The following is a 26,563-nucleotide window of genomic DNA, read 5'->3' as shown; positions in this document are numbered from 1 at the left end:
CGAGTCTAGAGACGTTGGGGGCATGCGCGCGGTGGCGGGATGCGCGCACCGTGATCGTCCGGTCGGGGTGACAGGATTTGAACCTGCGGCCCCCTGCTCCCAAAGCAGGTGCGCTACCAAGCTGCGCCACACCCCGTGGCCGCCCGAGTCTAGGCGCCACCGCGCGGGCGCCCGCCCCGGAACCCGTCAGGCGGAAACGGCCGGACGCCGATCCGCCCACGGCGCCGCCTGCTCCAGTGCCGCGGCCACCCGGACCAGCACGTCCTCGCGGCCGAAGGCGGCGACCAGCTGGACACCCACCGGGAGACCCTCGTCGGTCCAGTGCAGCGGCAGGCTGATGGCCGGCTGCCCGGTGACGTTGAACTGGGCCGTGTACGGCATGAGGCTGTTGATCCGCCGGCCCTCCTCCTTGGGTCCGGCGGCGGTGAGCCAGCCAAGCTCCGGTGGCCGTGCGGCGATCGTGGGGGTCACCAGCAGGTCGAACCCCTCGCCGCCCTGGTCGCGCGGCGCCCACCAGCCGGACATCCGGCGGGTCCACGCGCCGAGCCACATCCGCGCGCCGACGTAGTCCTCGGCGGACAGCTTCCGTCCCACGGCGCGGTACATGGCGTTGCGCGGCTCGAGCTCCGTGTCCTCGATCGGCCGGCCGAGCGCACCCCGCTCGAGCGCGGAGAGGGTGAGGGCGACGTCGGCGGAGATGGTGGTGGTGAAGAACCGCGGGAACTGCGGGTCGAACATCGCATCCGGCGTCCCCGGCTCGACGTCGCAGCCGATCTCCGCCAGCAGCCGTCCGGCCTGCTGCACCGCGGCCCGGCACGCGGGGTCGTCCAGGTACTGCTCCCCCGGGTCGGCATCCAGCAGTCCGACGCGCAGCCGGCCCACCGGTGCCCCGACCTCGTCGGTCAGGGGCCTGAGGAGCGGCGGGGCGACGTACGGATCGCCGGGCATCGGGCCGCTGATGGCATCGAGGACGGCGGCGGTGTCGCGGACCGAGCGGGTGACGACGCCGTCGATCGTGGCGCCGGCCCAGCTCTCCCCCACGTCGGGGCCCTGGCTGACCCGCGCCCGGGTGGGCTTGAGGCCGACCAGCCCGCACTCGGCGGCCGGGATCCGGATCGATCCACCGCCGTCGTTGGCGTGGGCGGCGGGGACCAGGCCGGCGGCGACCGCGGCTGCGGAGCCGCCGCTGGAGCCCCCGGTGGAGCGGCTGGTGTCGTACGGGTTGCGAGCCGGGGCGTGGGCGGCCGGCTCCGTGGTGATCGTCGTGCCGAACTCCGGCACGTTGGTGCGGCCGAGGACGACGAAGCCCGCCGCCCGGAAGCGCTGCGCGAGGTAGCTGTCGGTGGGCCAGCGGTATCCGGGGTCGCGGAGGAAGGACGTGCCGTAGTTGGTCTCCTCCCCGGCGACGTGGCAGCCGAGATCCTTGAGCAGGATCGGCACCCCGCGGAACGGACCGTCCGGAAGGTCCCCGCCGGACTCCTTGCGGGCTGCCTCGAACCGGTCGCGGATGACCGCGTCGAGCCGGGGGTTCACCCGCTCGATGCGCTCGATCGCCGCGTCGACCAACTCGGCCGGGCTGGCCTTCCCGGTGCGCACGAGTTCGGCCTGCGCGGTGGCGTCCAGCCACGTGGTCTCGGTCACGTCCGGCACCGTAGCGGCGAGCACCGACAGGCGGCCGATCACGGCGGCGGGCAGTCCGGACGACGCGGATCCATGCCCCGCCGAGTGGCTCCTGCGCGGGCCCCGGACGCCGGCCGTTACGCTGGTCGGGCACCTCGCGGGTGTAGCTCAATGGTAGAGCCCCAGCCTTCCAAGCTGGCCATGCCGGTTCGATCCCGGTCACCCGCTCCACGCATAACCGCAGCCCAGCGGCCTGCCAGCCCGTCTGAAGGAACTCCGGAGCAGCCTCCTAGAGGACCGTTTCAGGCCCCTGGAGACCCCAGTTTTCCGCTGCGTGGGTCATGAATGGGTCACGCCGCGCGGCCGAAACAGTCTGGTGAGGCCCCTCTCCCGCCCGCCGGACAGGACCTCGTGACCCAGATGGGTCACAGAGCCACCGCTCCTGCCTGTCTCCGTATCGTTCCGGCGGCCGGGAGCTCAAAAGATGTCGATCGGCGCTCCGTGGACCACTTCCCACGACGGCGGAGACCTGAGTCGCGGACTGCGCAACGGCCGCCGCAATCGCGGCCACAGGCCGGCGTCGCCCTCGGCCAGACGCCGCTGGACGAGGGTGATGACCCAGCCGCGAGTTGCGCCGTAGTCCCGGACGACCTCGTGCTTGCTGGGCCCCTCGACCAGCACCGCCGTGACGACCAGCTGCCGCACCATCGTCCATCCCGGGGCTCAGCTGTGAACGATGTCCCGAGACAGCTGCACGAGTTCCGAACTCCGACAGCCCGCTGCCGACCCCCGCCCGACCACTCCAAGACCCGGTGCGAAACGCGGTAAGCGACCGGCCAGGCTCTGACGGTGTGTCGCCACACATCCTCAGAGCACGCGTCCTACCGTGCGACGACCGCGTACGAGATTGGAAGCGTGTGACCGAGCAGAACCCAACCGCCGCGCCATCTAAGGATCCGCGACCCAGTGTTGAGAGGCTCTCACAGCTGGCCCAGCGCGTCCTCACCGGCGATATCCTCCTGCCGAAGTTCCAGCGTGACTTCGTCTGGCCGCGCGGCAAGGTTCTCGGACTGCTCGACTCCATCGCGCTGAACTATCCCATCGGAAGCATTCTTCTCTGGCAGTCGAAGCAAGAGCTCGCGAACGAGCGATCAATCGCAGGGCTCACGATCGCCGACCGCCGGCCCGACTACCCCGTCAACTACCTCTTGGATGGCCAGCAGCGCTTGTCTACGGTCTGCGGCGCACTTCACTGGAAGCCAGCGGACGACCCGGACAGTCTTTGGAACATCGTTTACGACCTGAAGCTGACGCGTTTCATCCACTTGCATACCCTGGAGGAGCCGCCTCTGACCCAAGTGCCCCTGCGCTATCTATCGGATCCAGCGGCATACTTCCGCCGAATCTCGGTCCTCGACGACCATGAAGTAAGGTCGCGTGCCGATGCACTATTCAACCGGTTCCAGGACTACATGATCGCAGCGGTCACCCTCGGCGATATGCCGATCAAAGATATTGCGCCGATTTTCGAGCGAATCAACAGTACCGCTACGCCACTGACGATCGTCGATCTCATGCGAGCGGCAACGTGGGACCCGGCATTCGACCTGCGCGACGCGATCGATGAAATTTTGGCCGAGCTCGACACGCGAGACTACGGAACGTTCGACCGCAAGACCATCCTACGCATCACGTCCGCTGTCGCTGGTTACGGTTTCGCCGTCGATGACATGGACAGTCTCCGCGAGAAGTCGACGGACGAGCTCGAGGACATTATGCGGGGCGTACGCGAGGGTTCACGCCGCGCCGTCGATTTCCTCGCGAGCCACATACGAGCTCCCAGGGCGGCAGCCTTGCCCTATGCCAATCAGTTCGCGGTCCTTGCTGAGCTCTTTCGGCGCGTACCAAGCCCTACCGGCCAACAGTTCTTGGCGATCGAACAGTGGTTCTGGCGTACCACTCTGGGCGGCTACTTTGGGGGCTGGAACACGGGCCAGATGTCCAGCGACTACGCCGCCGTTAGCGCCTTCGCGAACGGCAGCGCCGAGCTCCCCGCGGCCGCTCCCCTTCCCCGCGGCGACGTCTGGCGGATGACGCAATTCCGCTCAAACAGTGCCGTCTCCAAGATGCTTGCTCTCATGCTCTCGTACGAAGATCCTCTGGACCTTCTCACTGGCCAGCGCATCGACGCCCGCAAGTCTCTCGCATGGAGCAACGATAAGGAGTACCACCACTTCTTCCCTCGCGATTTCCTGAAGTCGCAGGGCATCACGCCCGGCAAGGCGAACGCAGTGGCGAACATCGTAATGCTGACGTCTACCAGTAATATCACGATCAGCAACAAGGCCCCGCACGAGTACCTCGGTGATCTGATCGCAAGTATTGGTAGGGAAGAAGTCCTGGCGCGACTCAAGCGCAGCTTCATCTCCTCTGATGCGCTGGACGCAGCCTTGCGCAACGACTATGACGCCTTCCTCCGCGCACGATCGGACACCCTGCAGTCGCGCGCCCTCGAACTCGTCGGCGAACGATCCCTTGAAGACGCTGCCCCTGCTCTTCCGGAGGGCGAGACCCTCACAACCGATGGGGATCCCAACGACGAGGCGTCCGAGACCACGGATCTGGGGTAAGGCGCTGACCCGTCAGCTTCACCTCGGGGCGAGTCGTCATCTGCAATCTCTCGCCCCAGCGAAGAAGATTGAGCGCAGTGCATTGGCACCAGCCAAAGCGTCCTGTCCGCCAACGCCGTCCAAGGAGAATGCATGACTGCCCCGTCACGAGTAGACGTGCTTGCAGCCCTCCGAGCCATCTTCCGCGCCGAGCTTCAGGAACCTGAGACCGGGCACTTCGTCCTACAGTCACAGACACTCGAAGGCCCAGCGCTGTTCGATGTCGCCGATTTAGACATGATTTTAGATCGTCTGGCGGGTGCTGACGCCTCGACGGAGGCCAGAGTGGCTCTTATCTGGCCGGAGCGGATCGAGGTGCTCATACGCGAAGAAGCAGCTTATCCGACGGCAGCCTTCACTCGGCGCAGAGAAGAACGTCTACGCCTTGAGGACGCGGATGCGCAGTTGAGCTACGCGATCGGTCCGCCGAGCCCGGAGTTTTCTATATGCTTCTGCATCAGTTCATGAGCCATGAGACCAGGTCTGAACTGGTGCGCTCCGTACAGATGCGGGCATATCGCGATCGGGTGCAGCAAAACCTAGATAGCGGCAACGGTCTCGAGCTATTGCTGCACCTTGCAACTCGCCGGTTTACCACCGTCGTCGTCGAGTCAGAGCGGAGCCGCCCAAGCGCAGCGTTGACTGCTTACGTTAACTCTTGTCTGTTTCAGTTTGCTTATAACGCCAATCTCTCGCTCGTGCCTGTGCGAAGCCTTGGCGGGCTGTTTAGTGCGGCGCGCCTAGCCAATAGCCGACGTGCCCGAATGAATGAGATACAGGCGCCACGCCGAGTGTATAACGGTGACCTGCTTCACCACTACCTTGCCGCCTTGGCATCAGAAGATCCAGCGGCACAGTACCTCAACTACTACCACATAGCTGAGCATTACTTCGATGCAGTCTTCGACGACAGGGTTCTGCATCTGGTACGCGACCGCCTCGCTCTGCCTAGCTTTTCTCTTCGTCGCGACGACGACTTACGGGGCCTTGTGAAGCTGATCCAACGAGAAGTCCGAGAGTTGAAGGAAGAGCACGTCTCCTTTGACGAGCGGCTTGCGCTGCAACTGACGCTGGAAAAGTATGTCAGCTTTCAGGCGTTGATCGAGGAGGTGAGGAGGTACGACGAAAACCTGTTTACATACTATGCAAGCAATAAGGTCTCATTCGCGGACGCCGGTACGGTGGACTTGCTCGCAGCGACTGGCGGACCCGCTCTCGCCGAATCCTTGTCTCGGCGAGTGTACAAGACCAGGAATGCCATCGTGCACGCTAAGGGTGGGGAGCGCAAACGTTATCGGCCTTACGTCCATGAGGACTTGCTGCGCAAGGAGCTCCCCCTAGCTCGTTTCTTAGCGGAGCAGGTGATGCTCGGCAGCTCCCGTCTGCTGGATTGACGACCGGGACTGCCCCGATTTGGATTGACTCCTTGTCTGTGCGGCTGCGGCCTCACTGGAAGGATCAGCATCGTGCCCAAGCCGTTCTCGGCGGAGTTCCGTCGTGACGTGATCGCCGTGGGCCGCAGCGAGGTGTCGATCGCCCAAATCACCTGGGACTTCGGAATCTCGGAGTCCTGCCTGCAGCGCTGGCTGAAGATCACCGACCGCGAAGACGGCCTCGCCCCACCCACCTCGGCCGACCCCGGTGGGGGCTCGAAGGACGACTCCGCGGAGCTGCGCGAGCCGCGGAAGCGCAGCAAGCTGCTGGAGCAAGAGAACGAGATCCTCGGCGGGCGACGGCTTACTTCACCCGCGACGTGCTCCCAACATGATGTACCCACTGGTCCGTGAACTGGCCGCCGACAACATTACCGTCGCGGTGACCTGCCGGCTGGGCTTCTCCAAGCAGGCCTTCTACAAGTGGTGCGCCAACCCGGTCTCACAGCGGGACTGGGTCGACGCGTGCCTGCTCACCGCCGCGATCGACATCTACCGTGATGACCCGCCGTTCGGCTACCGGTTCATCGCCGACGAAATCCGCGATCGGGGCATCACTGCAGATGAGAGTCGCGTCGTTCGGTTTGTGCTCGGTGCAGCGGATCTGGTCGGTGCTCGCCAAAAAGCGCGGGCTGAAGAGCAGGGCCGGCCCGCCAGTGCACGACGGCCTGGTCGACCGCTAGTTCACCGCCACCGCGCCCAACGTCACCTGGTTGACCGACATCACCGAGCACAACACCGCCGGGGGCGGAGCTCTACCTCTGCGCGATCAAGGACGCCTACTCCGGACGGATCTCGACCACTCCATCAACTCGCGGATGAAAACCTCCCCGGCGGTGGCGGCCGGCGCAACGCCATCATCCGGCGCAGCCCGGTCGGCACGACGGTGCACTCTGACCGTGGCAGCCATTTCCGCTCGAAAACCTTCGTCCGCACCATCAGGAACAACGGACTGGTCGGCTCGATGGGCCGAGTCGGCGCGTGCGGTGACAACGCCGCGATGAAGTCATTCTTCGCGCTGCTGCAGAAGAACCTGCTCGACCGGCAGCGATGGGCCACTCAAGAAGAACTACGGCTAGCTAGCGATCATCACCTGGATCGAGCGGACCTACCACCGCCGCCGGCGGCAACGCCGACTCGGAGGACCTGCTCCGGTCGAGCACGAGACACTCCAACTCGCCGCTACCGCGGCCTGACCACCCCAACCCGATGAGTCAACTGCGTGGGGGCAGTCCCCCCGAGAGCTCCCGCTTAGCCCGTCGCTTCGTATACCCGGACAATCCCAATAGATAGAAATAGGCAGCCAAATGGAAGGCAGAACCAGCGCAATGGAGGGAGGCTCTCTCTCACGTCTACCGGCTGAAAACGGTCTCCCAGGATCACCGACACCACATTGGCGTAGAAGGCCGCGAGAAGCTTCGTTAGCGTGGCAAGGGCAAGGGAGCCGAGGACGAAAGTCAGCACAGCAAGAACCATCACAATATTTACGAGCGCAATGGGTGTCGCTGCGCCCTCCTGCCCCTCCAGGACTGCTACGCCACGTAGTAACGCATCCAAAATCTTCAGATCGTTCGGGAATTGGGCCCAGACGACTGCCGCGATGAAGATTAGCGTCGCAATCCCAACCAGGTTAGCGAGTACCCGTCGACCTGTACTTGGAGCCGTCATGTCCTACGTGGAGGAGAGGCCCAGGAAACCCATGGCGATGAATCCTACCCCACCAAATATTGCGATTGCAGCAAGGCGCGGGTCAAAGACGGACTTCCCACGCACCGTGGCATCGACATATACCATAGATCCCCAGGCGACAAGCATCATCCCAATCAGCGGTGGGGCCAACTGCAGGTTTGTTGCGACAAGCAGTATGGTCAGGCCCAGGAGGCCGGCTAGTACTTGGTAGCCTCGGTCCAGGATATACGTCGGGCGCTCCGCGACCTTTCGCCTCACCCTTTCGCCAGCGTTAGCCCGAGAAGTGGGAACGTCGGAGGGTTCGGCACTCCGGCTCGGCGCATCCCTGCGCTCACCTTCGGCGAACCTATAACCCCGCAATGCCTTGTCTCTCAAGGGAGGGGCACCGTGAGCCCCTCGAGACCGCGCTCGCGGTCCCGCCACAGTCTCTGGTGAATGACCGAACCCACGGAGCTCGTGTTCGGAGCCATACGGGGCCGGCTGAAACTCATACCGCTCCTGCGTCCCGTACATCGTCAGTCCACCTCAACGTCGATGAGAGGAATATGCCTTTCCTGCATGTATCTATGCAGGCTCCCGCGCTTTCTGACTGCTCGATCGACGGAATCTCTCAAGTTATCCAAGTCCTCGTCGTCGAGCGCCACGCGGAAGGACCTGTAGTCTCCGTCTTCGTAGTGATCGATCTTCAAAATATGAAAGGAAACATAGCCCACCGGGTCGAGGTCGGCATCGTCGCCATAGACGGGTCGCGCATCTGTGTAGATGCGCGAAAGGTGAAAAAGCCTGTCCTGCTCGCTGCGGAGGTCGATGGCCTTAGCGACCACCTCAAGCGGTCGCTGATGCAGTAGCGCAGCCATGTGCTCTCGCAGACGTACTCGCTCCTCATCCCCCAAGCTCAGGCTTTGCGAACGAGCGAGTCCCTCGACTGTCTCTTCCACCGTCTGTCCGTGCGAGAACCGGAAGGAGTTCACGCCGAGCAATGCGTCTGTGATCTGTTGCGCTCCCGGCCCCCCCTCAGGCAAGCGAACCTCGCCAAGCCTGGCGGCGAGGGAGGTGCGTTGAGGCACAGCGGCAGCGCCTATGGCGGCCGCTAGCTGCTGGACCAACTCGGGCGGAGCCTTGGCCAGCCACTGCAACGTGGGCCGATCAGTGTCCGGCACGATAATCGGCGTCACAGCCAACTGTGGTCGCTCCCTACTGGACGGCTCCTAGCGCGACTGTAGCGCCACACGTCAACATGGAACTGCCTTGGGTGTGTGTCCTGAAGGCGTCCCTCTAGTGACACGCTGCCGGTTCGGTCTGGCATGGCGGTCAATCGCACGCTCGAGCCACCCCTGACTTGGTCGAGCCTCACTGGTCTCTGATCCTTCGAGCTTGCTGGCCTCTCCAACTGTGGGTGGTCGCTAGCCGATGCGGCGGGGCCGCAAGCTGTCTGTCCTGCCGACCTCGCAGAGAGCCTCCAGGGCCTAGCTCCTCTCCCGGCTCCTCGTCGACGGCGCCTGAAAACTGACCCCCTGGCGGCAGGCGGGTTCCACGGCGGATTCGCGTGGTCGTCGCAACGCTGACCGGTTCACCCTGCCAGCTCCGTCGCCATGGCGCGGGCCGGGCTGCGCCAGGGGAGTCGCTTCCGCGGGCGGCTGTTGATGCGCTGTTCGACCGTTCGCAGATCGGTGAGTGTGAAGGTGCGCAGATCGCTGCCCTTGGGGAAGTACTGGCGGAGGAGTCCGTTGGTGGTCTCGTTCGTGCCCCGCAGCCACGGGCTGGCCGGCGGGGCGAACAAGATGCCGTCGGCGAAGTACTCCTCCAGCAGGTGGTGATAGGCCATCTCCGAACCCTGGTCCCAGGTCAGGGTTTGCCGGGCCAGTGAAGTGACGTCGGACAGGCGTCGCTTGAGGCAGCGCAGGGCTTCCCGGTTGGTCTTGCCCTCGGCGCGTTTGCGCTGGTAGTAGGCACGTCCTTCGGTGTCGGCGCGTATCTGGGTGATCGCGATCATGTAGAGCACGCGGTTGAGCGTGCGGTTGCCCGACCGGTTGAGCCGATGCCGGGTGGTCCGGCCGGAGGAGGCCGGGATGGGGGCGGTCCCGTTAGCGGCGGCGAAGGCGTGCCTTGAGCGGTAGCGGCGGATGTCGGCGACCTCGCCGAGGATGGTGGCCGCGCTGACCGGGCCGAGGCCGTAGACGTCGGTGAGGCCGGTCTTCACCTGCTCGACCGCAGCCGTGATGAGTCCGGTGATCTCCTGAATCTCTGCAGTCAGCTCGGCCAGCCGGACCAGCCGCCGGCGGGTCAGCTGCGCGCGCACGCTGGTGTCACCGGCGATCAGGTCCTGCACGGCAGCGATGAACGTCTGCCCCCGGTCAGCCGCGGGATCCGGGCGTGGTAGCCGGGTAACAGGCCGTGCAGCTCGGCGTGGGTGCGGCTGGATAGCGCGGTGCGTTCGGCGACCAGCTGGGCCCGGTAGTCGGTCAGGGCTCGCAGGTCGGCGGCCTGGCCGACGGCGAGGCGAACCGGAGGTAGGCCGGTTTCGCGGGCGGTGATGCGGGCGATGGCGACCGCGTCACCGGGGTCGGTCTTGCCCTGCCCGGGCCGGCTGGTGCGTTCGCGGGAGGGGGCTGCCGCAGCCCAGGCTCCTATCAGGCGTCAACCGCCCGGACCCCGGAGACGTCACCGGCAGGCACTCATTGCGAAAGCCACTCGAGGATCGCGACGGGCAGCAAGACGTCGAGCCTCGCCGGTGACGCCCGCGAGCACCTCGTCGATGACCACGGGGCGGCCCCTATTACCGCAAATGCAAGAGGTGTGTGGCCTCATGATCTTGCGGTTCTCCAGTCTTCATCGGAGGAGCGTCGGGTGCTGCCGAGGTAGCGCGTCAGGGCGTGCTTGCGTCGTCTTCGCGAGTGTCGGAGGACAGTCCCAAAGGCGGCCCATGGGACAGCGTGTAGGACGATGCGCGTCATCGACGCTGCGGGGAGGCGGAGCGGGTGGCGCTCAACATCGAGGTGCACGAAGGACTGCGCCGACCGGCGGATCTTGTCAAGCTGGCCGAGGCGGTCGTCGCCGGCAAGGACGAGGACGAGGCTGACTGGATCGAGTGGAAGTCGGCGCTCGACCTGACCACGCCCGAGGGCGCCTTCAGCCTTGCCCGCCAGATCCTCGGCTCAGCGAACCGTCACCCCGACCACGCCGCCCGCTTCATGGCGGGCCTCGGCTACGTCCTCGTTGGGGTCGAACCCGGATCGGTCGAGGGCGTGACTCTGATCGACCTCGCCAGATTGGACGCCGCGTTGGACAAGTACCTCGGCAATCCCGGCCCGGTGTGGGCAGGCATTTTCGTGGAAGTTCAGGGCAAGGACGTCCTCGTCGTCACCGTGGAGTCGCCCCGCTGGGGTGACCGCTTCTACCCGCTGGCCAAGACCTTTCAGAGTGAGAAGGGCAAGCCCGGGGCCGACGCGGGCACAGTCTTCGTGCGCAGGCAAGCCCGGACGCTTCCCGCCGGTCCCGGCGAGCTGCAGATGCTGCAGGACCGGCTGCTTCGTGGCCAGCAGCCGGAGCAGAGCCTGGACCTGGACGTCGAGTGGCCCGCCGACCCGGCTGTCCTCACCCCGCTGGATCTGAGCGCCGACGGGATCAACGCGTGGATCTTTCAGCGGCGGGAGGCGGTCCTGGCCATCGAGCCGCCACCGGAGGAGCCGCTCCCGGAGGGCACCGCCAGGATGCAGGCCGCCATGGCAAGGGCGATACGGGCAGACCCCCGGAGCCGTGAGCAGTACGAGGAGGAGGTCGAGGCTCACCTTCAGAAATGCCGGAAGGCCGTCCCACAGGCGATCTTGCGCAAGGTCCTGGGCCAGCAACTAAATCTGATGAACCTGCGGGTGACGAACCCGACCGTGCGGAATCTGCCCGACGTTGAACTCACCCTCCAGATCGAGGGGCGGGTGCTCGCCTACGACGAGGGCGAGGACACCGAGTGGTCACTCCCGCGGCCACCCAAGGCTCACGGCACCCCAGACATGAGCAGGCTGTTCAGCGGCCTCTCGCCGGATGTCCCGGGGCTTGCGTCGCCCCTGTCCCGCCTGCTGTCTTCATCACCTTCGGTGAGCCTCAAAGGCCTACGTATCGACATCGACAACGGCCCGCCGGTCACGACCGTCACCCTGCAGCTGGGAGACATTCGGCCCCACGGAGTCGCTAACGCGACGCCGTTCATGCTGGTGGTGGCGGAAGAGCCAGGCTCCACGGTCACGCTCAACTGGAGCGCGACCTCGACGCGCGTGGACGCCCGGCGGGAAGGCGAACTCGTTGTTCCCGTCGCCGATCATGCCCTGGCGCCGCTCGATCTCATCCCCTACGAGATTGACGCCCCTTAAGAAGTGACGCGCTAGCTTCGCGGCCAGCGGAGGGGTTCAGCCTGCCTACGACGCCGGCCCGCTGTGCACAGGCCGCGCCCCTGCGCCAACCGGACACGAGTGATGAGGCGGCGATCCCATCGTGGGCCGCTTGGCGACAGCTACCGCTGGCTCGCCCAAGGGCGGCATCTGGGCCACATCCTGAGGTCTCCGAGGGGCGTCCCGACGGAGCTGCCGTTGCGAACCTTGGCCCGGGCGGACAGCGCCCCGGACGGGCGCGACGACAGCATGCACTGGCGGGTGACCGTCGGCCGCGCAAGGCGTGGACGGGTGGGAGCCGGACTACCTCGCTATCGCCCTGCCCTACGTCGCAGTTAAGCAGGCTCCCGGCCGGATCGAGGAGTGGTCGCGGCTAACGGCGCTCGACCGGGTGGCCGCTACGCCGCCCGTCGGAACCCCGGGGTCAAAGATAGGCCGAACTCGGATAGACCTCACGGAGCTTCTGGCGGACCTCGTCCAGTTCTTGTCGAGCAGCGAGGTGCGCGCCGGGGGACGCGAGTTTTACGAGGCCGGGGGTGTTTACCTCCCGAGTGAGTTCCTTCGCTCTTGTTTCTAGATTGCGGATGTACTCCGCCCGATCAAAATCGTCGGGCAGGTCACCGCTAGCGCTGAGCGAGGTGAGCGGATAACGAAACCCTCCGCCACCGGTGGGCCTGGACATGAGTGAGCGAACCGCCGCCCGCAGGTCATCGAGTGCTTCCATGATCTGCACATTGGTCTGCGCTACGACATCGCCGCTCGCCCGCGCTGCCTCGAACTGGTGGGCGGTTCGGAGAGGCGTCTCGATTGCCTCCGGGTTCTTGAGCGCCGATGCGACGAACGCCTTCAGCGACTCCTGCGCTTTCTCCAATCTCTCGGGGTTCGTGGTGTCGTACGGCAGGATTCGCATGTCCTTGATGTCGAATGGCGGGCGCTCACTCGACTCCTGGATGTGTACGGTCGGCTTTCGGTAGCCGTGTGCGATTGCCAGTTCGTAGAACACGTTCGCATTCGCTCCGGTGATGTCTGCTATTACCAGATCGGCCTCTAGGATGCTCTGCACAATTCGGGGAGTAATTGCTCCCGGATTTGTGTCATCATCGGCGCGCAATACTTCGAAGTCCGGCGAAAGCGCCTTCTTGATCAGGTACTTCAGTGTCGTGTCGGCCTTCTCCCGCTCGGGCGACCCTTCGGGGCCGATGGGCGATACCACGAAGCACTTCTTCTTGTCCGACGCCAAAGCCGCCCCCTCGTGTGGTCCAAGCGTGGGGTGACCGTACTGACCCGAAGGATCCGCTTGGAGCATGGGAGGGGGCGGCCCCGGAACGGGGGCATCGCATGGACGTCGCGAACTGGATCGTGGCCGTCGTCGTACAGGCAACCGGGCCGAACACCTCCGGCGCACCCCGCAGCTGCGCCAGATCGGCCAGGCAGTCCCCGCGTACCGCCAGCGAGACGGCCAGGAGCAACCTCCTTGCAGTTTAAAGGCACCTTTGGTCTCCTGGGCCACCCCTCACATCATGCGCGATGAAGGCCCCGGGCTAACGGGCTCTCCACCTTCTGCGCCGGCCGCGCGTCCCCGTGCGGCTCGGGCTGTACCCCGCCGCGCCTGTCCCTGCCGTGTCTTGAGTTCGAGGCGGCGCGACCCCCATCTCAGCTCCGCCTACTCCTACGGGGAAGAGACGACGCCCCAGCAATCCCGGTGGCCGCCCGCCACGAGGTCAGCGGTGCGCAGCCGGACGAAGGCACCGAGCAGGACTGCCAGGGGGACGGGAGCCGCGCTCGATGCCGCTGACACAAGAGCTGTTGTGTCCTGGCGACCACGTCGCCCTAAGCGGCCCACTTTCGGACAGGTCTTTCCCTGCATTGAACGCCTACATGGCTCAAGGCCGGGTAGCAGGTTCGAGGCTGTGCTTGGTCCACGCATAGACACGAGCCTCTGCGCGAGGTATGGCATGGAAACTCAAAAAACCTGCCACGAGCGTGGTTACGGTCAGTGTAGCTGCAAGTACAAATAGCCAGACGGATCCCTGCAGGTGCCACAGCCCCGTGAGCCCGAACGCGCAGACGAAAGTGAGGACCGAGAGAGCTAGCGCAGGCTGCAAGAACCGATTTCCGTGAAGATGGCCATCTAGTGTCCGAGTCCCACTCAACTCCTTCGCCGGGCCGGTCTCCCAACGGTAGAGACCCGGTGGAAGAATTCGCTCTGCCTCGACATACTCTTCTATGGCTCGCCTCTGACCTGCCAAGACGAAAATGAAACGCATTTGCACGCAGGCGTACATGAGCACGAGGCAGGCCGCAACGACGAGGCCAACGTATCCCAATTGACGACCTTCTCTGCCAGCGTTGTTAACGTTGACCAATCCCAGAAGTCCGACTGCGACCGCAGGGGCGGCAAAAGCCGTAGTGTAAATAGACCCCATCGTCCTGTCGATACTGTCGGTGATCCTATTCAAGCGATCGGCATATCGATCTGCATCCTGTGTAGTCAAGACTCCCCCTCGTAAAGGCTCTCGTCCGAGCCCATGATGATGCCAAGGTTGGCGGCCGAAGGTGCGGAACTCGTGACTGAACGGGCTGCACTACCTAACGCCTACTGTCCGGTCGCACAGGGCCAGGCAGTGTGTCCCCTAGGCCGCCTTCAGGGACGTGGCGATGAACTGGAGACTTACAGGAGAACTTCGGGAGATCGCGCCTATCCCCTCTCCACAGGCCGTGGACTGTCCACAGATGTCGGTCAAGAGCACCTCGGCTCCGCCCGCTGAGCTACACAGACGACAGGCCCCTGAGCTTGGGTTGCCTCCGAACTCGGTCATCCTTCGGCGCATTCGGCCAGGCGACGACTCTGTGGCGGCAGTCTCGGCTGACGGCCTGTCCAACGAGAGTTCACGGAGGCGAGACCGTGGCCACGATCCAGGACCGTTGGCATAGGAGGAACCGCTCGACCGGGAAGTTGGAGCGCACCGCGCTTTACGGAAAGGGCAAGCGGTACCGCCCGCACTTCCGTGATGCGTCGGGCCGCGAGGTCACCAAGGCGTTCGACCGTAAGGTGGACGCTCAGCGGTGGCTGGACGAGCGGACCGCGGAACTGGTGCGAGGGACGTACATCCATCCCGAACTGGGACGCCTGACCGTCGGTCGCTGGGCCGAGACCTGGATCGAAGGACGGGCACACCTCGCGCCCAAGACCCTGGCGAGTTACCAGTCACTGCTCCGCGCGCGCGTCCTGCCGCGATGGGGAGAGGTGCGCCTGTCGCGCGTCGGTCACGGGGACGTCGTTGCGTGGGTGGCGGCGATGCGGGCCGACGGGCTGTCGGCGAGCCGCACCCGGCAGGCCTACCACCTGCTCACGGCCATGCTGGACGCCGCCGTCAAGGACAGGCGGCTCGCCCGCAACGCAGCCTCGGGTGTCGACCTCCCGCGACTCCCGACCACCGATCGCCGCTACCTCGACCACTCGCAGCTGGCCGATCTCGCCGGCCACTGCGGACCGCACCGCGTACTCGTGCTGCTGCTCGGCTACACCGGCCTACGGTGGGGCGAGGCAGCGGCACTCCGGGTGCGGCGGGTCGACCTGCTCCGCGGGCGGACGAGGTCGCCGAGTCGGTGACCGAGGTGGAGGGGCGCCAGGTTCTCGGGCCGCCCAAGTCCCATGCGCGCCGGTGGGTGCCGGTGCCGCGCTTCCTGAGGGAGGACCTGGCCGGCCAGCTCGCCTGCCGCGCCCCCGACGACTTCCTGTTCCCCTCGCAGGCCGGCACCGCCATGCGCGTCAACAACTTCCGCCGCGACTGGTTCGACCGGGCGGCCGACGCGGCCGACCTGCCGGGCCTCGTTCCGCACGAGCTCCGGCACACGGCGGCATCGCTCGCCATCGCCTCAGGGGCGTCGATCAAGGGTGTGCAGTCGATGCTCGGGCACGCCTCCGCCGCGATGACCCTGGACCGCTACGGCCACCTCTTCGGCGACGAGCTGGACGCCGTCGCGGACCGGATGGACGCGGCTCGTGCGGACTGGATGCGGACTGAGCGGCAACAAGCGCCCGTTCGACGGCTCGCATCAGAGGCCGATTAGCTGCCTGACCTGCAGTTCTCGCGGTGCCCCCGGCAGGATTCGAACCTGCGACACACGGTCTAGGAAGTTGGCTCAGCGCTTCGGATGGGCGGTGGATCCCCGAACGCCCACCGGCGGCAACGTCGGCGTCTGCATCGAGGTCTATCCGCACCCTGCGCTCGTGAGCCTTTTCGAGCTCCCGTACCGCTTGGACTACAAGAAGGGCAACGATCAGGGGCGGACGCCGGAATTCCAGTTGTTCGTGCAGCACCTGGAGTCCATCCCGGAGCTGGCCCTGGCCGGAAGTCCCCGGTGGACGCAACTGAAGCAGCGCTACCCGCGCCGCGCCCCGGCGACCTCAACCGCGTGGAAGACGAACTGGACGCCATCGTCTGCGCTCACCTGGCGTGGCTGTGGCACCACCGGCCAAGCACGCTGCACGTCTACGGAGATGGCGAAGTCGGCTACAGCATTGCCCCGCCCCCGCCGCAGCACCGACCCCAGCAACCCGAACGCCGTGGCGGTGGCGCTGGGGCCAGCGTGCCGGCACCCGGCCACTTCGAGCGGGTGGTCCGAGGCAGGCCCACCGGCTACTCAGCCGGAGCCACCGATCAGCGCTGGAAGGCGAATGTCCGGTCGGCGTTCTCCAGCTGCACGCTTCCGGCCGGTTGTCGACTTCAAGTGGACCTCGAGTTCTTCCTCGGTCAGGACCAAAGCGGACGTAACGAGCCCCACCTTGGCAACTTGATCAAAGCGACGATCGATGCCCTCGACGGCGTACTCGGGGTGCGCAGAGGGACGGGGCTACGCGTGCAAGCGGACGACGTACGGGCTGACCGCATCACGGCATCCAAGCGCCCTGCCGGCGCGGACGAATACGCCGGCGCCCGCATCATCGTGGCCGAACTCTGACGTGACCCCACATGGCACACGGCTCGATGCCGAGTTCAGTGGCCAGTCGCGCGACGAACAAGTTCAACTGGGGGGAGGCCCAAGAACTACTGGCGGACCGGGTTGAGGCTCCTGGCATGACGTCCCGACCGGCGCATCGGAGAGACTTCGACACCGTCACCCGCGATCAGCTGATGACGGTCCAGCAAGCTGGCGAGTACCTCGGAACGGGCGAGCGGTTCATCCGCCGGCTCATCACCGAGCGCCGGATCGGCTACGTCAAAGTCGGCAAGTATGTGCGCCTCGAGCGCGCGACGCTAGACGCGTTTGTGGACGCCGGCCGCGTCCACAGGCAGCGGTAGCGCGGGCGGACAACCGCTCACTGTCCCGTCAGGGTTGCAAGGTGGCCAAGCGGACGTTCGGGACGGTCGACGAGCTCCCCAGCGGTCGATTTCGCGCTCGGTATCGCGCCCCTGACGGTCGGCGCCATGCCAAGGTCTTCAGCACCAAGGCCGATGCCTGGGCCTGGCTCGCAACGCAACAGACGGACCTCCTCCGCAAGACGTGGCGCGCTCCGGTGGCCAGCCGCCGGACCGTCGGCGACTATGCCGAGGACTACCTCAGTCGTAACGACCTCCGCTCAAGCACGCGCGTTCTCTATGCGGGCCTGTGGCGTCACCACCTCGCCGAGGCATGGGCGGACGTACCCGTCGACGAAGTGACGTCCGCCGCCGTCCGGTCCTGGCACACCAAGGCCGGTCGGAGCACCGGTCCGACAGCACTGGCGCAGTCCTACCGACTGCTACGGGCCGTCCTCAACGTGGCGGTCGGCGACGAGGTCATCGCCTCCAATCCATGCCGTCTGCGCGCCGCTGGCACGCCGAAGGCGTCCCGTCCCTCCCGCGCACTCACCGCGGCAGAGGCGCTGCAGCTGGCCGAGCGGCTGGGGCACGACCGGAGAACCGCTCGCTATCGGGCCCTACTGCTTGTCCTCGCCTTCGGCGGTCTTCGGTTTGGTGAAGCCACGGCCCTGCGCCGGTCCGACGTCCTACCCGGCGGCCGAATCCGCGTCGAGCGCTCCGTTCGACGAGTCGGCAGTGGATGGGTAGTCGGCGATCCCAAGACCGACGCAGGGCACCGGATCGTGACTCTGCCGGCCGCAGTCGCGGCCGTACTGGAAGAGCACCTGGAGAAGCACGTCACCGCTGCTCCGGACGCCCTCCTGTTCTCCACCAGTTCGGGCGGCTATCTCGCCCGCAGCAACTGGAACTCGACCTTCCGTCGCGCCGCCACCGCCATTGGGTTGCCGGCCGTCCGGCCCCACGAGCTCCGCCACACCGGCGCAACCCTGGCAGCGGCCACCGGGGCGACCACCAAGGAGCTGATGCGCCGACTGGGCCACTCCTCCCCCGCCGCCGCCCTGCTCTACCAGCACGCCGCGGACAACCGCGACGCCGCGATCGCCCGCGCTCTCGATGACATGCTTGGAGCAATCAGCGAGTTGTCGAACGATGATCCGGAGCGGGACGACTGACACCCGGCCGCTAACGTCCACCCTGCCCATGTGGCGCGAGCAGCGGCCATGGGGTCCCTGAGCGCCCCATTAGGGACGCGTGCACAAGGTCGCCATGCTGCTCGAGGGTGATTTTCCGGCGCCTTCCGCCCGACACGCGCAGCCACTTGCCCCCATCCCCTGTCGGTTCACCGGCCCGTTTCTGCGTATCTTCATGCAGTGTCTCGCGGGGGGCGTTGGCTAGGTCTGCTGGTTGCAGGTTGGGTCGGTTTCTTGGTGGGCAGGACACGAACTCCAACTGGCGCGCAGGAGAGAGCAACAGCTGAAGGAGTCTTCGCGCGCGGGACGGTGATGCCAGAGGCTCGATCATGGGCGGGCTTGCTGACGACACCGACACCGACACCTGCGGCCGCGCGGCCGCGGCCCCATCGGCGTCGATGGTGGACTCTCCCCCTCTTGGCGGGGTTTCTGCTATCCAGCGTCGCGACCATCGTGCTGCTACTGCCGGTGTTGACTTCTGGTGATTTGCCAAGCCCTACAGGTGGCTTGCTGATCTTTGTTGAGGCCGACGGCGGGATCCCGGCCCCTCGTGTTGCAGTAAGTGCTGAGCTTCGGGAGACGGGTTGGCCGGGGATCAGCATCCTCGAGCTCACGCTTGACTTCGAGGAAAGGATTCCCGGACTGCGCTGGTACCTGATCACGTCAGGGCAGTATCAGCCACCACCAGGAGTCCCAGTACATGCGCACTGCGTGTATGTCGCTGAGATGGCGTCCGATGGCACGGTGCGGTGCCCAGCAGATGAATATGCCGGAGCCGCGAACGTTCGCTATCGGGCTGGCGGTCTGGGCGCCGCACAGGACGGCAAGGTTTTTGCGGTCACCGACTACGACGGCTACCACGACACATCATCCGCTCTGGTAGAAGGCGTCGTCTCACGCGAGGCGCCCGTCGCAATGTTCGGAGATCTAACCGTTTTTCTTCCGGTAGGTACGCCTGAGACGACGACGGCAGGCAGCCAAACATTCGGCGCACTCGCCCCTATTGCCGGATACAATATCGGGGACTATGGAGTTAATGAGGAGTTGCGAGCACTGGACGCAGGAGAGGATGAGCAAACCAGCTTCCTAGCTGAGAAGACCTCGGGTCGATTGATTGAGCCCGTAGCTGTTTCCAGCATCCGACTTGAGCTCCGTGAGGAACTGGGCTTTAGCGAAGTGACGTCCGCTCGGCCGCCCGTAGCTTCCACCGACCGCTTGGTATGGCAAAACTTGGAAGTCAGAAGGAAGGGCGTGAACTACGTCCTTCACGATCCTCTAGCCGCAAATTCTCAACTGACTGCGACCTTTCTCGCCGGGCTTACCGGCTCCATGGCCCTGACCTTCGCCGGACTACTCTTGGGGCCCTTCTTGCGGCGCCGCGCGGGCTTAGCTGAGCTCTAGCTCGCTCGGGGGCATCGAGCAGTGCCATGCGCCCTCGTAACGAGTAGCGGATGGCTTAGGTCTGTCAGACCGAGCTGCCGCTCGGCGTCCACGGTGTCCACGGTGTCCCCGATGCCACCTCCAGGGTGGTCGTGGCAGAGCGTGCCACTAGCAACCACCTGCCCGCGGTGGGTCACGCGTGGGTCACGCCTCGACCCTGGGTCATGTGTGGGTCACGGACGCTGTTTTGGCGCCCCTCGCAAGCCGCTGGCCAGTACATACGCCGTCAGAGGATCCCGCCTTCCAAGCTGGCCATGCCGGTTCGATCGCGGTCACCCGCTCCACGCAAGACCGCAGGTCATATGGATTGCTGGGTCCCCTGGAGGAGTACCCGAGGATCGTCTGGGAGGTCCGCCTCGGGCCCCTGCAGACCCCTGCTCTCCGCTCCACCGGTCATGGATCGGTCACGACGAGTGGCTGCATTGGTGCGAGCCCTCGCCGGGCACGCGAGGCGACTGCACCGTACCGATCAGGTCGTCAAGGTCGCCGCCTGCGACCAGACCGGGCAACACCGCAACCTGAACGCGGCGATGCGGGACGTCCGGGCCGATGCGCGACCGCTTCGCCACCGCAACGTCATCAGCACGTCGCTACTCCGTCCGGTGCCGCGTCCTACCGCTAGCATCCGGTGCTGCTAGGGCCCCTCTCGTGACGGGTGGCGCGCCATGCCGGAGGCGACTGGATCGACAGTCTTCCGCGAGGGCGATGACGATCGCCTGTACCGGCGCCTACGCGCCCTGACCGCTGAAGACCTCTCCAGCGACCTGGTTCGCCGAGTCGCCGCCGGCGACCTCGAGCTGGTCGAGAGCCTGCCGTTCGCCGCCCGGGCCGGGGTCGCCGCGCTGGTCCGCACCGAGGCGCTCGCCGGCGGCGCCCTGGAAAGGATGGTCGGGCCGGCGCTGGACTTCGTGCCGGTCGCCTACCTCGACCGAGCACGCCTGGCGGCCAACGCCGTCGCCCGCGTCGTCACCGCCCAGCGGCAGGCAGTTGGCACCGGCACCCTGGTATCGACGCGCCTGCTGCTCACGAACCACCACGTCACGCCGAACGCCGCGGCAGCGGCGCAGCAGGTCGTCCAGTTCGACTACGAACTCGGCATGGACGGTGTCCCGGTCACGCCGAGCGAGTTCCACCTCGACCCGACGACATTCTTCTGGACCAGTCACGAGGACGAACTCGACGCCACCGTGGTGGCCGTCGGGCCGCAGCTGTCCGGGGGGAGGCCACTGGCAGCCTTCGGCAGGTCATCGCTGACGGCGGCGCAGGACAAACACGCCGAGGGCGACTTCGTGACGATCGTCCAGCACCCCGACGGGGACTTCAAGCAGGTCGCGCTGCGCGAGAACCGGGTAGTCGGCCGCGGCAAGGGGGGCGTCACGCTGCACTACCAGGGTGACACCCTGCGCGGCTCCAGCGGCAGCCCGGTCTTCAACGACCAGTTCGACCTGGTAGCGCTGCACCACGCCGGCGGGCCACGCAACGAAACGAGCCTCGACAACGGTCAGCCCGTGCCCGACGAGTCCAACGAGGGCATCCGCGTCAGTAGCTTGGCCATGGCGCTGCGCGAGGTGCTGGACCGACTCCCACCTGAGCAGCGCGCCGTGCTGGCCGAGGCCCTCGATCCGCCACGGGCCGGTCCCGACCGAGAGTCGGCGCCCGCGACGGCACCGATCGGCAGGTCGCTCACGATCGGCAGCGCGGAGACCGAGCTGCAGATACCGGTGCGCATCACCGCCGGCGACGCCTTCGCACCGCCCACAGCGGTGTCTGCTCTGACCACCCCCGACCGGCCGTCTCTGGTCGGGCCTGTCCCGCTCGGCGTGATGGAGAAGAACCGGCCTCCCGACGACGACTACCGCAGCCGCCGCGGCTATCGGCCTGACTTCCTGGGCAGCGCCGTTCCGTTGCCCACGCTGTCCGCGGAACTCGTCGGCCAGGCTGCGGTGCCGGCCGAAGGGAGAGCACCGGACGACCTGGCACTGAGGTACGTGCACTTCAGCGTCATCCAGAACGGCGAACGGCGGATGCCCTTCTGCACGGCCGTGAACATCGACGGCAAGCGCCTGCGCGGCATCAACCGCCGAACCGGCGAGGTCGAAGCCGCAGAGAAGTGGTACCTCGATCCGCGGATCTCACCGGACCAGCAGCTCAGCCAGAAGGTCTTCGAGGCCCAGCGGCCACGCATCTTCGACCGCGGCCACCTGGTCCGGCGGCTCGACCCCGCCTGGGGCAGCGCCGTCAGCGCCCTCCGGGGCGCCAGCGACACCTTCCACTTCACCAACTGCGCCCCCCAGGTGAGTGCGTTCAACCAACGCACCGCCCTGTGGGCGGGCATCGAGAACTACGTCCTCACCAACGCCAGGGCCGGCCGGAAGCGCGTCAGCGTCTTCACCGGCCCGGTCTTCCGGGCCGACGATCCCCATTACCGTGGCGTGACCGTTCCGCGAGCCTTCTGGAAGATCGTCATGCGGGTCGAGCAGTCCGCGCTCCGGGCGACGGCCTTCCTCGCCAGCCAGGAGACGTTCCTGCCCGACGCGCTGGAGGACTTCGACGACGTGGGACGGGTGGCCATCTTCCAGACACGGATCACCGACGTCACGGCACACACCGGGCTGGACTTCGGCGCGCTCGCCGACGCCGACTCTCACGGCGGACTGGAGTCGGCTGCCCCATCCGAGATCACGGCGTTCGACCAGGTCGAGTGGTGACCGCGCCTCCTGAACGGCAGCGTCGCGACACATCCGCGCTGGTCACCGCGGCCCGCGATGGAACGCGGAGGCGTCAGGTCACCGGGTAGAGCGCCGCCTGGCACTTGTCGAGGAACCGCCGCGTGGCCTCGGCGATCGCCGGGTTGGCCGTGAACTCCAGGCAGACGTCGCAGCTGCCGGTGAACCGGTCGCGGGCGTCGAGCTCCGGATTGGCCTTCTTGATCTCCTGCAGCAGCCGGTAGGGACCCATGGTCTGCAACAGCTTGAAGAACAGGTCGTTCTTCAGCGCCTCGATGACCTCGGCGATCTCGTCGACCGACTTCCCGTCGAGGTTGTCCTGGATGAACAGGCCGGCCCTGCTCGTCGGCTCACCGATCACCATGCCGCAGCAGGGGTAGGTGAAACCCCTCGGCGAGAGGGTGACGATCTCGGTGGAGAACGGGCAGCCCTCCTGGAAGTCCTTGTTCAGGTACAGGTAGTCGTTGACGTTGGTCCGCGCACGGCCGACCGGAACGGTGATGAACGGGTGCACGACGCAGCGCCCGAGCGTCTCCATCGGCAGGCCGGTGATCTTCGAGATGTGCTCTGTCTCCCGGCCGCGGGTGTCACTGCGGATGATCGAGTTGATGACCACCGTGTAGCCCTCGCCGAGCGCCGCCTCCACCGCCCGGCGCATCTTGCGCGGGTCGATGAAGGCCGCGTGCAGATCGTCGATGCTCGTGCAGTAGGTCCGCATCCCGCGCGCGTAGAGGTCGCGCAGCACCCGCGTCGCCCGCTCGTCGCTGGTCGCCCAGCCGCTGGAGCTGATCACCTCGCTGGCCATCCCGAGGCTCGCGGCCAGATCGGTGAGCTCGCGCATGAGATCCAGCTGCAGGAACGCCTCTCCCCCGGAGAAGGACAGCGAGGGCGGCGGGTCCTGCCGTGCCGCCGCCATCACGAACCGGCGGGCGGTCTCGGGGTTCACCGTCTCCCGCCGCGAGGGGCTGCTCTCGAAGACGCAGTGGTCGCAGGCAGCGGGACACGCGTAGGTGAGCAGGATGGTGACGCTGGAGATGGAGTCCTTGTCCACCAGATCCCACAGCGAGATCCCGTGTCGAAGGTAATCACTCAGGCCGTGCTCCACCTTGATGCCGTCGAGCGCAGTCACAGCTGACCTCCTGCCGTAGGGAGGAGCATCTCTCCGAGGGTGCTCCAGCTCCGCATGGTGAATCGCACTTCGTCGTGCAGGTCGTCGCAGTACGGGAACTCGTAGACCCCGTTCTTCTTGATCCCGCGCACCTGGCAGCCGCCCCCGCAGATCGGCGAGAGCGCGCACTCCGAGCACTGCGGCATCGCGAACGCCGTCCGTTCGCGGAACCGCCGCAGGTGCGCCTCGTCCACGGTGGCCACGCCCTCGGGCACGTAGGACTCCGCGGACGGCGACTCCGCCCCGGGTCGCCGCAGCGACAGCTGGATCGGCACCGGCCCCCGGGCCTGCGACGAGCCACCCGAGGAGCAGCCACCGCCGCACCCTCCGGCGGAGCGCACGGTCTCGGCGCCGTCGACGGCGCCGCCGTCGGGGTCGAAGTACCGCCCGACCGCCAGGCTGGGATCCCCGCCGGCCTCGTAGCAGGTGTACAGCAGCCCGTCGGAGCCGAACGCGAACAGATGGGTCTGGGCCTCGCAGTGGAAGAAGCTCGCGGCCGGCAAGAGCTCCTCGCCGCAGCGCAGGTAGTTGAGCAGGTAGAGGCTGCGCCAGTCGGTGAAGGCCAGCCGGCGCGCGTAGCTGCGGTCGTCCAGGGCGGCGAGCAGTCGCTCGAGCACCTCCGGCTTCGACGCGGCGCGCTCGCCCCGCGGCCCGCTCTTGTTCTGGATCGGGGCCACACCCAGGCTCAGCGACGGCGGGACCGCGCCCTCGTGCAGGTGGTCGGCGTAGGCGATGAACTCGTCGATCGTGTCGATCCCGACGAGGAACCGGACGTAGACCCGCAGCCCGAGCTCGCCGGCGACGGCGAGCAGTTCCTCGTGCAGGCCGGTCAGCTTCTGGCCGGCCCTCGTGAGCAACGGCGCGGCCCCGGGGGTGAACCCGTCGACGGTCGCCTGGATCGAGGGGCGGAACCGCTCCACCTCGTCGCGGAAGGCGGCCAGGTGCTTGCCGTTGGTCGTGAAGTGGATGTCGAGCCCGCGGGCCGCGGCGCCCTCGCAGATCGTGTTCACGGTGGCCCGGAACTGCGGGCGGTCGATCAGCGGTTCCCCGCCGAACAGGCTGACCACGCCGGAGGTGGCGCCGCGCCGCGCCATGTCGGCGTCGACGAAGCGGAAGGCGGCGGCGATCATCTCGTCGCTCATGACCGGCGTCTTCTGCCGGGCACCGCCGTGCTCCTGCACCTGCCAGCAGTAGGAACAGGTGAGGTTGCACCGCAGCGTGGTGAAGAACATGTACTTCGGCTCGGCCAGCGCCTGCCGCTGGCGCAGGCTGCGCTGGGCGATCGCCCGGGCGAAGGCGTCCTCGACCTCGAGGTCCTCGACGTAGTAACCGCGCTCGAGGAGGAACTTGGGGTCCCCGCCGTCGTGGACCGCGTCCACGACGCCCGGGTAGTCGCGGCTGCCCCGTACGGCGAGCGCCAACCGCTCGGAGACCAGGTCGACCGCCCCGGTGAGGGTGTTGACGAGGATGCCGCCGCTGCCGTCGTCCAGCCGTTCGGCAAGCGTGTACCTGCTCCGCATGTAACTGGTCTGCACGGGGTGCACGGCGGGCTCCTTCCGGAGCGATGACGGGTCAGGGGACGAGCAGTGGGACGACGGCGGACTGCTGCGGTTCGGGCAGCCCGCGCAAGAAATCGACAATGGCCGAGATGCGCACGCCTTCGTTCGACGTGTACACGTACTGGCCGTCCTTGACCTGGTAATTGCCGGCCTCGTCCCGCTCGATGACGCCGCGGTGATGGAGTGCCACCAGGTCCCAGGTCACGTTGAACACCGGCGACCCCGACGACCCTTCGAGTGTGTCGGCGGAGTAATGCAGGAACCCTTCTTGATAGAGCTCTTTGACCTTCGCCTCGAAGAGGACAACTTCTTTGCGCCGCCCGTCCGGGTGCTGGATGAGGCAGACCGGCTCGTCCACGGCGACCTTCCGCGGGTCGGCGCGGAGGGCGACCTGGCCGTAGACCTCGCCGGCCGCCCTGCCGTCCTTCGTCGCGACCCGCACCAGGGTGGTGTCGAGCTCTTCGAAGGGGCTGGTGACGAACAGGTCGTCGGGCACCAGCTCCCAGACGTCGGCGTCGAGTTCGTTGCCGAGCATGTCGAGCTCGTACTTGAACTCGACGGTGCTGACCCGGGCCTTGTCGATGTCGGGAAGCACGTGATGGTTGGTCATGAGCACGTCCGGGCCGACCAGGAATCCGGTGCCCCGCCCGTGGACGAGCGGCCCGTCGGGGCTGGGCTGCCGCACCACGATCCGCGCCACCGCCTCCGCCCGGCGCCGGCCGAGATCCAGGAAGCCGACCGGCAGGAAGTCGGTCGTGGAGCCGAGGATCGCCTCCAGGCCGGCGTCCCGGGCATCGGCGATCGCCCCGGCCTCGTCCGTGGGTACCGGCGTGCGCGGCGCGAGGACGTCCAGCGCCATCCACAGCGGTTCCTGGCCGGCGTCGTCGGGCCCCAGCCGGCGTGAGCCGGCCCGGAACGGGCTCATCGCGCGTTGACGGTGCTCACCGGGCTGATGACGGTCGCGTCCACGCAACAGTCCAGGTTGGGACGGATCTCGGCCCCGGTGGGCTCGATCTCCTCGAATGTCACTTCGAGGCGGGAGATGACGTCACTGACCTTCATTCCGGACGGAATGCGCAACCGGATCTTGGTGACCGGCACGTTCGAGGAATCGGAGGACGACATCGGTCTTCCCTTCTACGGAGAGGTTCGGGAACGGGCAGTAGGTATCCCGCATCGACTCCGCACCTGTCAAAGGAGTCGATCGCGGTCGAGGACCCGAAAGTGCGCGCCGCTACGTCGTGTTCAGGCGCGACAACGAACAGTTTTTTCTACTTTCTACTTTTCCGGGGAGCGCCTCGACGGGCCCAGGACTCCGCGTCGCTGACGCGGTCGCGGGTCGGGCAGGGGGCAGCAGTCAGCCGGTGTCGGAGCCTGAGAG

At 66.5% G+C, this 26,563-nt stretch carries 21 protein-coding genes, 2 tRNA genes and 1 pseudogene; 13 read left to right on the top strand and 11 right to left on the bottom strand.

Going from position 1 to position 26,563, the window contains the following annotated elements; translation table 11 throughout:
- Window positions 1–62: 62 nt before the first annotated feature.
- Window positions 63–136, bottom strand: a tRNA-Pro gene (locus ABDB74_RS06180).
- Window positions 137–186: 50 nt separating this feature from the next.
- A complete protein-coding gene (locus ABDB74_RS06175) occupies window positions 187–1,641 on the bottom strand; it encodes an amidase (RefSeq protein ID WP_346622573.1) in 1,455 nt (484 codons plus the stop codon).
- Between the two features lie 136 nt (window positions 1,642–1,777).
- On the opposite strand from ABDB74_RS06175, the gene ABDB74_RS06170 reads away from it, so the two are divergent.
- Window positions 1,778–1,851, top strand: a tRNA-Gly gene (locus tag ABDB74_RS06170).
- 246 nt (window positions 1,852–2,097) lie between these two features.
- Here the strand turns inward: ABDB74_RS06170 and ABDB74_RS06165 are convergent.
- On the bottom strand, window positions 2,098–2,328 hold the full coding sequence (locus tag ABDB74_RS06165; protein ID WP_346622572.1) for a hypothetical protein: 231 nt from the start codon (window positions 2,326–2,328) through the stop codon (window positions 2,098–2,100).
- 209 nt (window positions 2,329–2,537) lie between these two features.
- Here ABDB74_RS06165 and ABDB74_RS06160 point away from each other — a divergent pair, with 209 nt between their 5' ends.
- The 4 genes and pseudogenes from ABDB74_RS06160 (at window position 2,538) to ABDB74_RS06145 (ending at window position 6,918) form a co-directional block, all read left to right on the top strand.
- Complete coding sequence (locus ABDB74_RS06160; protein ID WP_346622570.1) at window positions 2,538–4,250, top strand: DUF262 domain-containing protein; 1,713 nt, start codon at window positions 2,538–2,540, stop codon at window positions 4,248–4,250.
- 132 nt (window positions 4,251–4,382) lie between these two features.
- The gene (locus ABDB74_RS06155; RefSeq protein WP_346622568.1) at window positions 4,383–4,757 is read left to right on the top strand and encodes a hypothetical protein; all 375 of its coding nucleotides are present in this window, start codon (window positions 4,383–4,385) and stop codon (window positions 4,755–4,757) included.
- Window positions 4,736–5,683 (top strand): hypothetical protein, encoded by a 948-nt coding sequence (locus tag ABDB74_RS06150; RefSeq protein ID WP_346622567.1) that lies wholly within the window; start codon window positions 4,736–4,738, stop codon window positions 5,681–5,683. The genes ABDB74_RS06155 and ABDB74_RS06150 overlap by 22 nt, the downstream gene beginning before the upstream one ends.
- Before the next feature lie 72 nt (window positions 5,684–5,755).
- Window positions 5,756–6,918: pseudogene (locus ABDB74_RS06145) on the top strand (IS3 family transposase).
- A 1,008-nt stretch (window positions 6,919–7,926) separates the two neighbouring features.
- On the opposite strand, the gene ABDB74_RS06140 reads toward ABDB74_RS06145, so the two are convergent.
- From ABDB74_RS06140 to ABDB74_RS06130, 3 genes are all read right to left on the bottom strand, one after another.
- On the bottom strand, window positions 7,927–8,586 hold the full coding sequence (locus tag ABDB74_RS06140) for a hypothetical protein (RefSeq protein ID WP_346622565.1): 660 nt from the start codon (window positions 8,584–8,586) through the stop codon (window positions 7,927–7,929).
- Between the two features lie 395 nt (window positions 8,587–8,981).
- Window positions 8,982–9,740, bottom strand: a complete 759-nt coding sequence (locus ABDB74_RS06135) for an IS30 family transposase (RefSeq protein ID WP_407062154.1) — start codon at window positions 9,738–9,740, stop codon at window positions 8,982–8,984.
- Window positions 9,728–10,042, bottom strand: coding sequence for a transposase (locus ABDB74_RS06130; RefSeq protein ID WP_407062165.1), 315 nt, complete (start codon window positions 10,040–10,042; stop codon window positions 9,728–9,730). Before ABDB74_RS06130 ends, ABDB74_RS06135 begins: the two co-directional genes overlap by 13 nt.
- 347 nt (window positions 10,043–10,389) lie before the next feature.
- Between ABDB74_RS06130 and ABDB74_RS06125 the strand changes: the two genes are divergently transcribed.
- Window positions 10,390–11,775, top strand: coding sequence for a hypothetical protein (locus tag ABDB74_RS06125; RefSeq protein WP_346622564.1), 1,386 nt, complete (start codon window positions 10,390–10,392; stop codon window positions 11,773–11,775).
- A gap of 442 nt (window positions 11,776–12,217) precedes the next feature.
- On the opposite strand, the gene ABDB74_RS06120 is transcribed toward ABDB74_RS06125, so the two are convergent.
- Window positions 12,218–13,006, bottom strand: a complete 789-nt coding sequence (locus ABDB74_RS06120; RefSeq protein ID WP_346622562.1) for a hypothetical protein — start codon at window positions 13,004–13,006, stop codon at window positions 12,218–12,220.
- Window positions 13,007–14,698: 1,692 nt separating this feature from the next.
- On the opposite strand from ABDB74_RS06120, the gene ABDB74_RS06115 reads away from it, so the two are divergent.
- The 7 genes from ABDB74_RS06115 to ABDB74_RS06085 all read left to right on the top strand — a co-directional run bounded on the left by ABDB74_RS06115 (window position 14,699) and on the right by ABDB74_RS06085 (window position 22,437).
- Window positions 14,699–15,406, top strand: a complete 708-nt coding sequence (locus ABDB74_RS06115; RefSeq protein ID WP_346622560.1) for a hypothetical protein — start codon at window positions 14,699–14,701, stop codon at window positions 15,404–15,406.
- Window positions 15,403–15,867, top strand: coding sequence for a tyrosine-type recombinase/integrase (locus tag ABDB74_RS06110; RefSeq protein WP_346622559.1), 465 nt, complete (start codon window positions 15,403–15,405; stop codon window positions 15,865–15,867). Before ABDB74_RS06115 ends, ABDB74_RS06110 begins: the two co-directional genes overlap by 4 nt.
- Before the next feature lie 291 nt (window positions 15,868–16,158).
- A complete protein-coding gene (locus ABDB74_RS06105; RefSeq protein ID WP_346622557.1) occupies window positions 16,159–16,758 on the top strand; it encodes a hypothetical protein in 600 nt (199 codons plus the stop codon).
- Between the two features lie 116 nt (window positions 16,759–16,874).
- Window positions 16,875–17,099 (top strand): excisionase family DNA-binding protein, encoded by a 225-nt coding sequence (locus tag ABDB74_RS06100; protein WP_346622555.1) that lies wholly within the window; start codon window positions 16,875–16,877, stop codon window positions 17,097–17,099.
- 41 nt (window positions 17,100–17,140) lie between these two features.
- Window positions 17,141–18,271: a site-specific integrase gene (xerC, locus tag ABDB74_RS06095; RefSeq protein ID WP_346622553.1), complete on the top strand. Its 1,131-nt coding sequence runs from the start codon at window positions 17,141–17,143 to the stop codon at window positions 18,269–18,271.
- Window positions 18,272–18,742: 471 nt separating this feature from the next.
- Window positions 18,743–19,690, top strand: a complete 948-nt coding sequence (locus ABDB74_RS06090) for a hypothetical protein (protein ID WP_346622551.1) — start codon at window positions 18,743–18,745, stop codon at window positions 19,688–19,690.
- A gap of 704 nt (window positions 19,691–20,394) precedes the next feature.
- Window positions 20,395–22,437, top strand: a complete 2,043-nt coding sequence (locus tag ABDB74_RS06085; protein WP_346622550.1) for a DNA/RNA non-specific endonuclease — start codon at window positions 20,395–20,397, stop codon at window positions 22,435–22,437.
- A gap of 73 nt (window positions 22,438–22,510) precedes the next feature.
- On the opposite strand, the gene ABDB74_RS06080 is transcribed toward ABDB74_RS06085, so the two are convergent.
- The 4 genes from ABDB74_RS06080 to ABDB74_RS06065 are packed head-to-tail and all read right to left on the bottom strand — an operon-like array spanning window position 22,511 to window position 26,307.
- Window positions 22,511–23,584, bottom strand: a complete 1,074-nt coding sequence (locus tag ABDB74_RS06080) for a radical SAM protein (protein WP_346622548.1) — start codon at window positions 23,582–23,584, stop codon at window positions 22,511–22,513.
- Complete coding sequence (locus tag ABDB74_RS06075) at window positions 23,581–25,167, bottom strand: radical SAM/SPASM domain-containing protein (RefSeq protein WP_346622546.1); 1,587 nt, start codon at window positions 25,165–25,167, stop codon at window positions 23,581–23,583. The genes ABDB74_RS06080 and ABDB74_RS06075 overlap by 4 nt, the downstream gene beginning before the upstream one ends.
- Before the next feature lie 28 nt (window positions 25,168–25,195).
- Window positions 25,196–26,107 (bottom strand): serine protease, encoded by a 912-nt coding sequence (locus tag ABDB74_RS06070; RefSeq protein WP_346622544.1) that lies wholly within the window; start codon window positions 26,105–26,107, stop codon window positions 25,196–25,198.
- Window positions 26,104–26,307, bottom strand: coding sequence for a hypothetical protein (locus tag ABDB74_RS06065; protein ID WP_346622542.1), 204 nt, complete (start codon window positions 26,305–26,307; stop codon window positions 26,104–26,106). Before ABDB74_RS06065 ends, ABDB74_RS06070 begins: the two co-directional genes overlap by 4 nt.
- Window positions 26,308–26,563 lie beyond the last annotated feature (256 nt).

Origin of the sequence: Blastococcus sp. HT6-4, assembly GCF_039679125.1 — a bacterium.
Classification (GTDB): domain Bacteria; phylum Actinomycetota; class Actinomycetes; order Mycobacteriales; family Geodermatophilaceae; genus Blastococcus; species Blastococcus montanus.
This window is presented reverse-complemented; position numbering and strand designations above follow the sequence as displayed.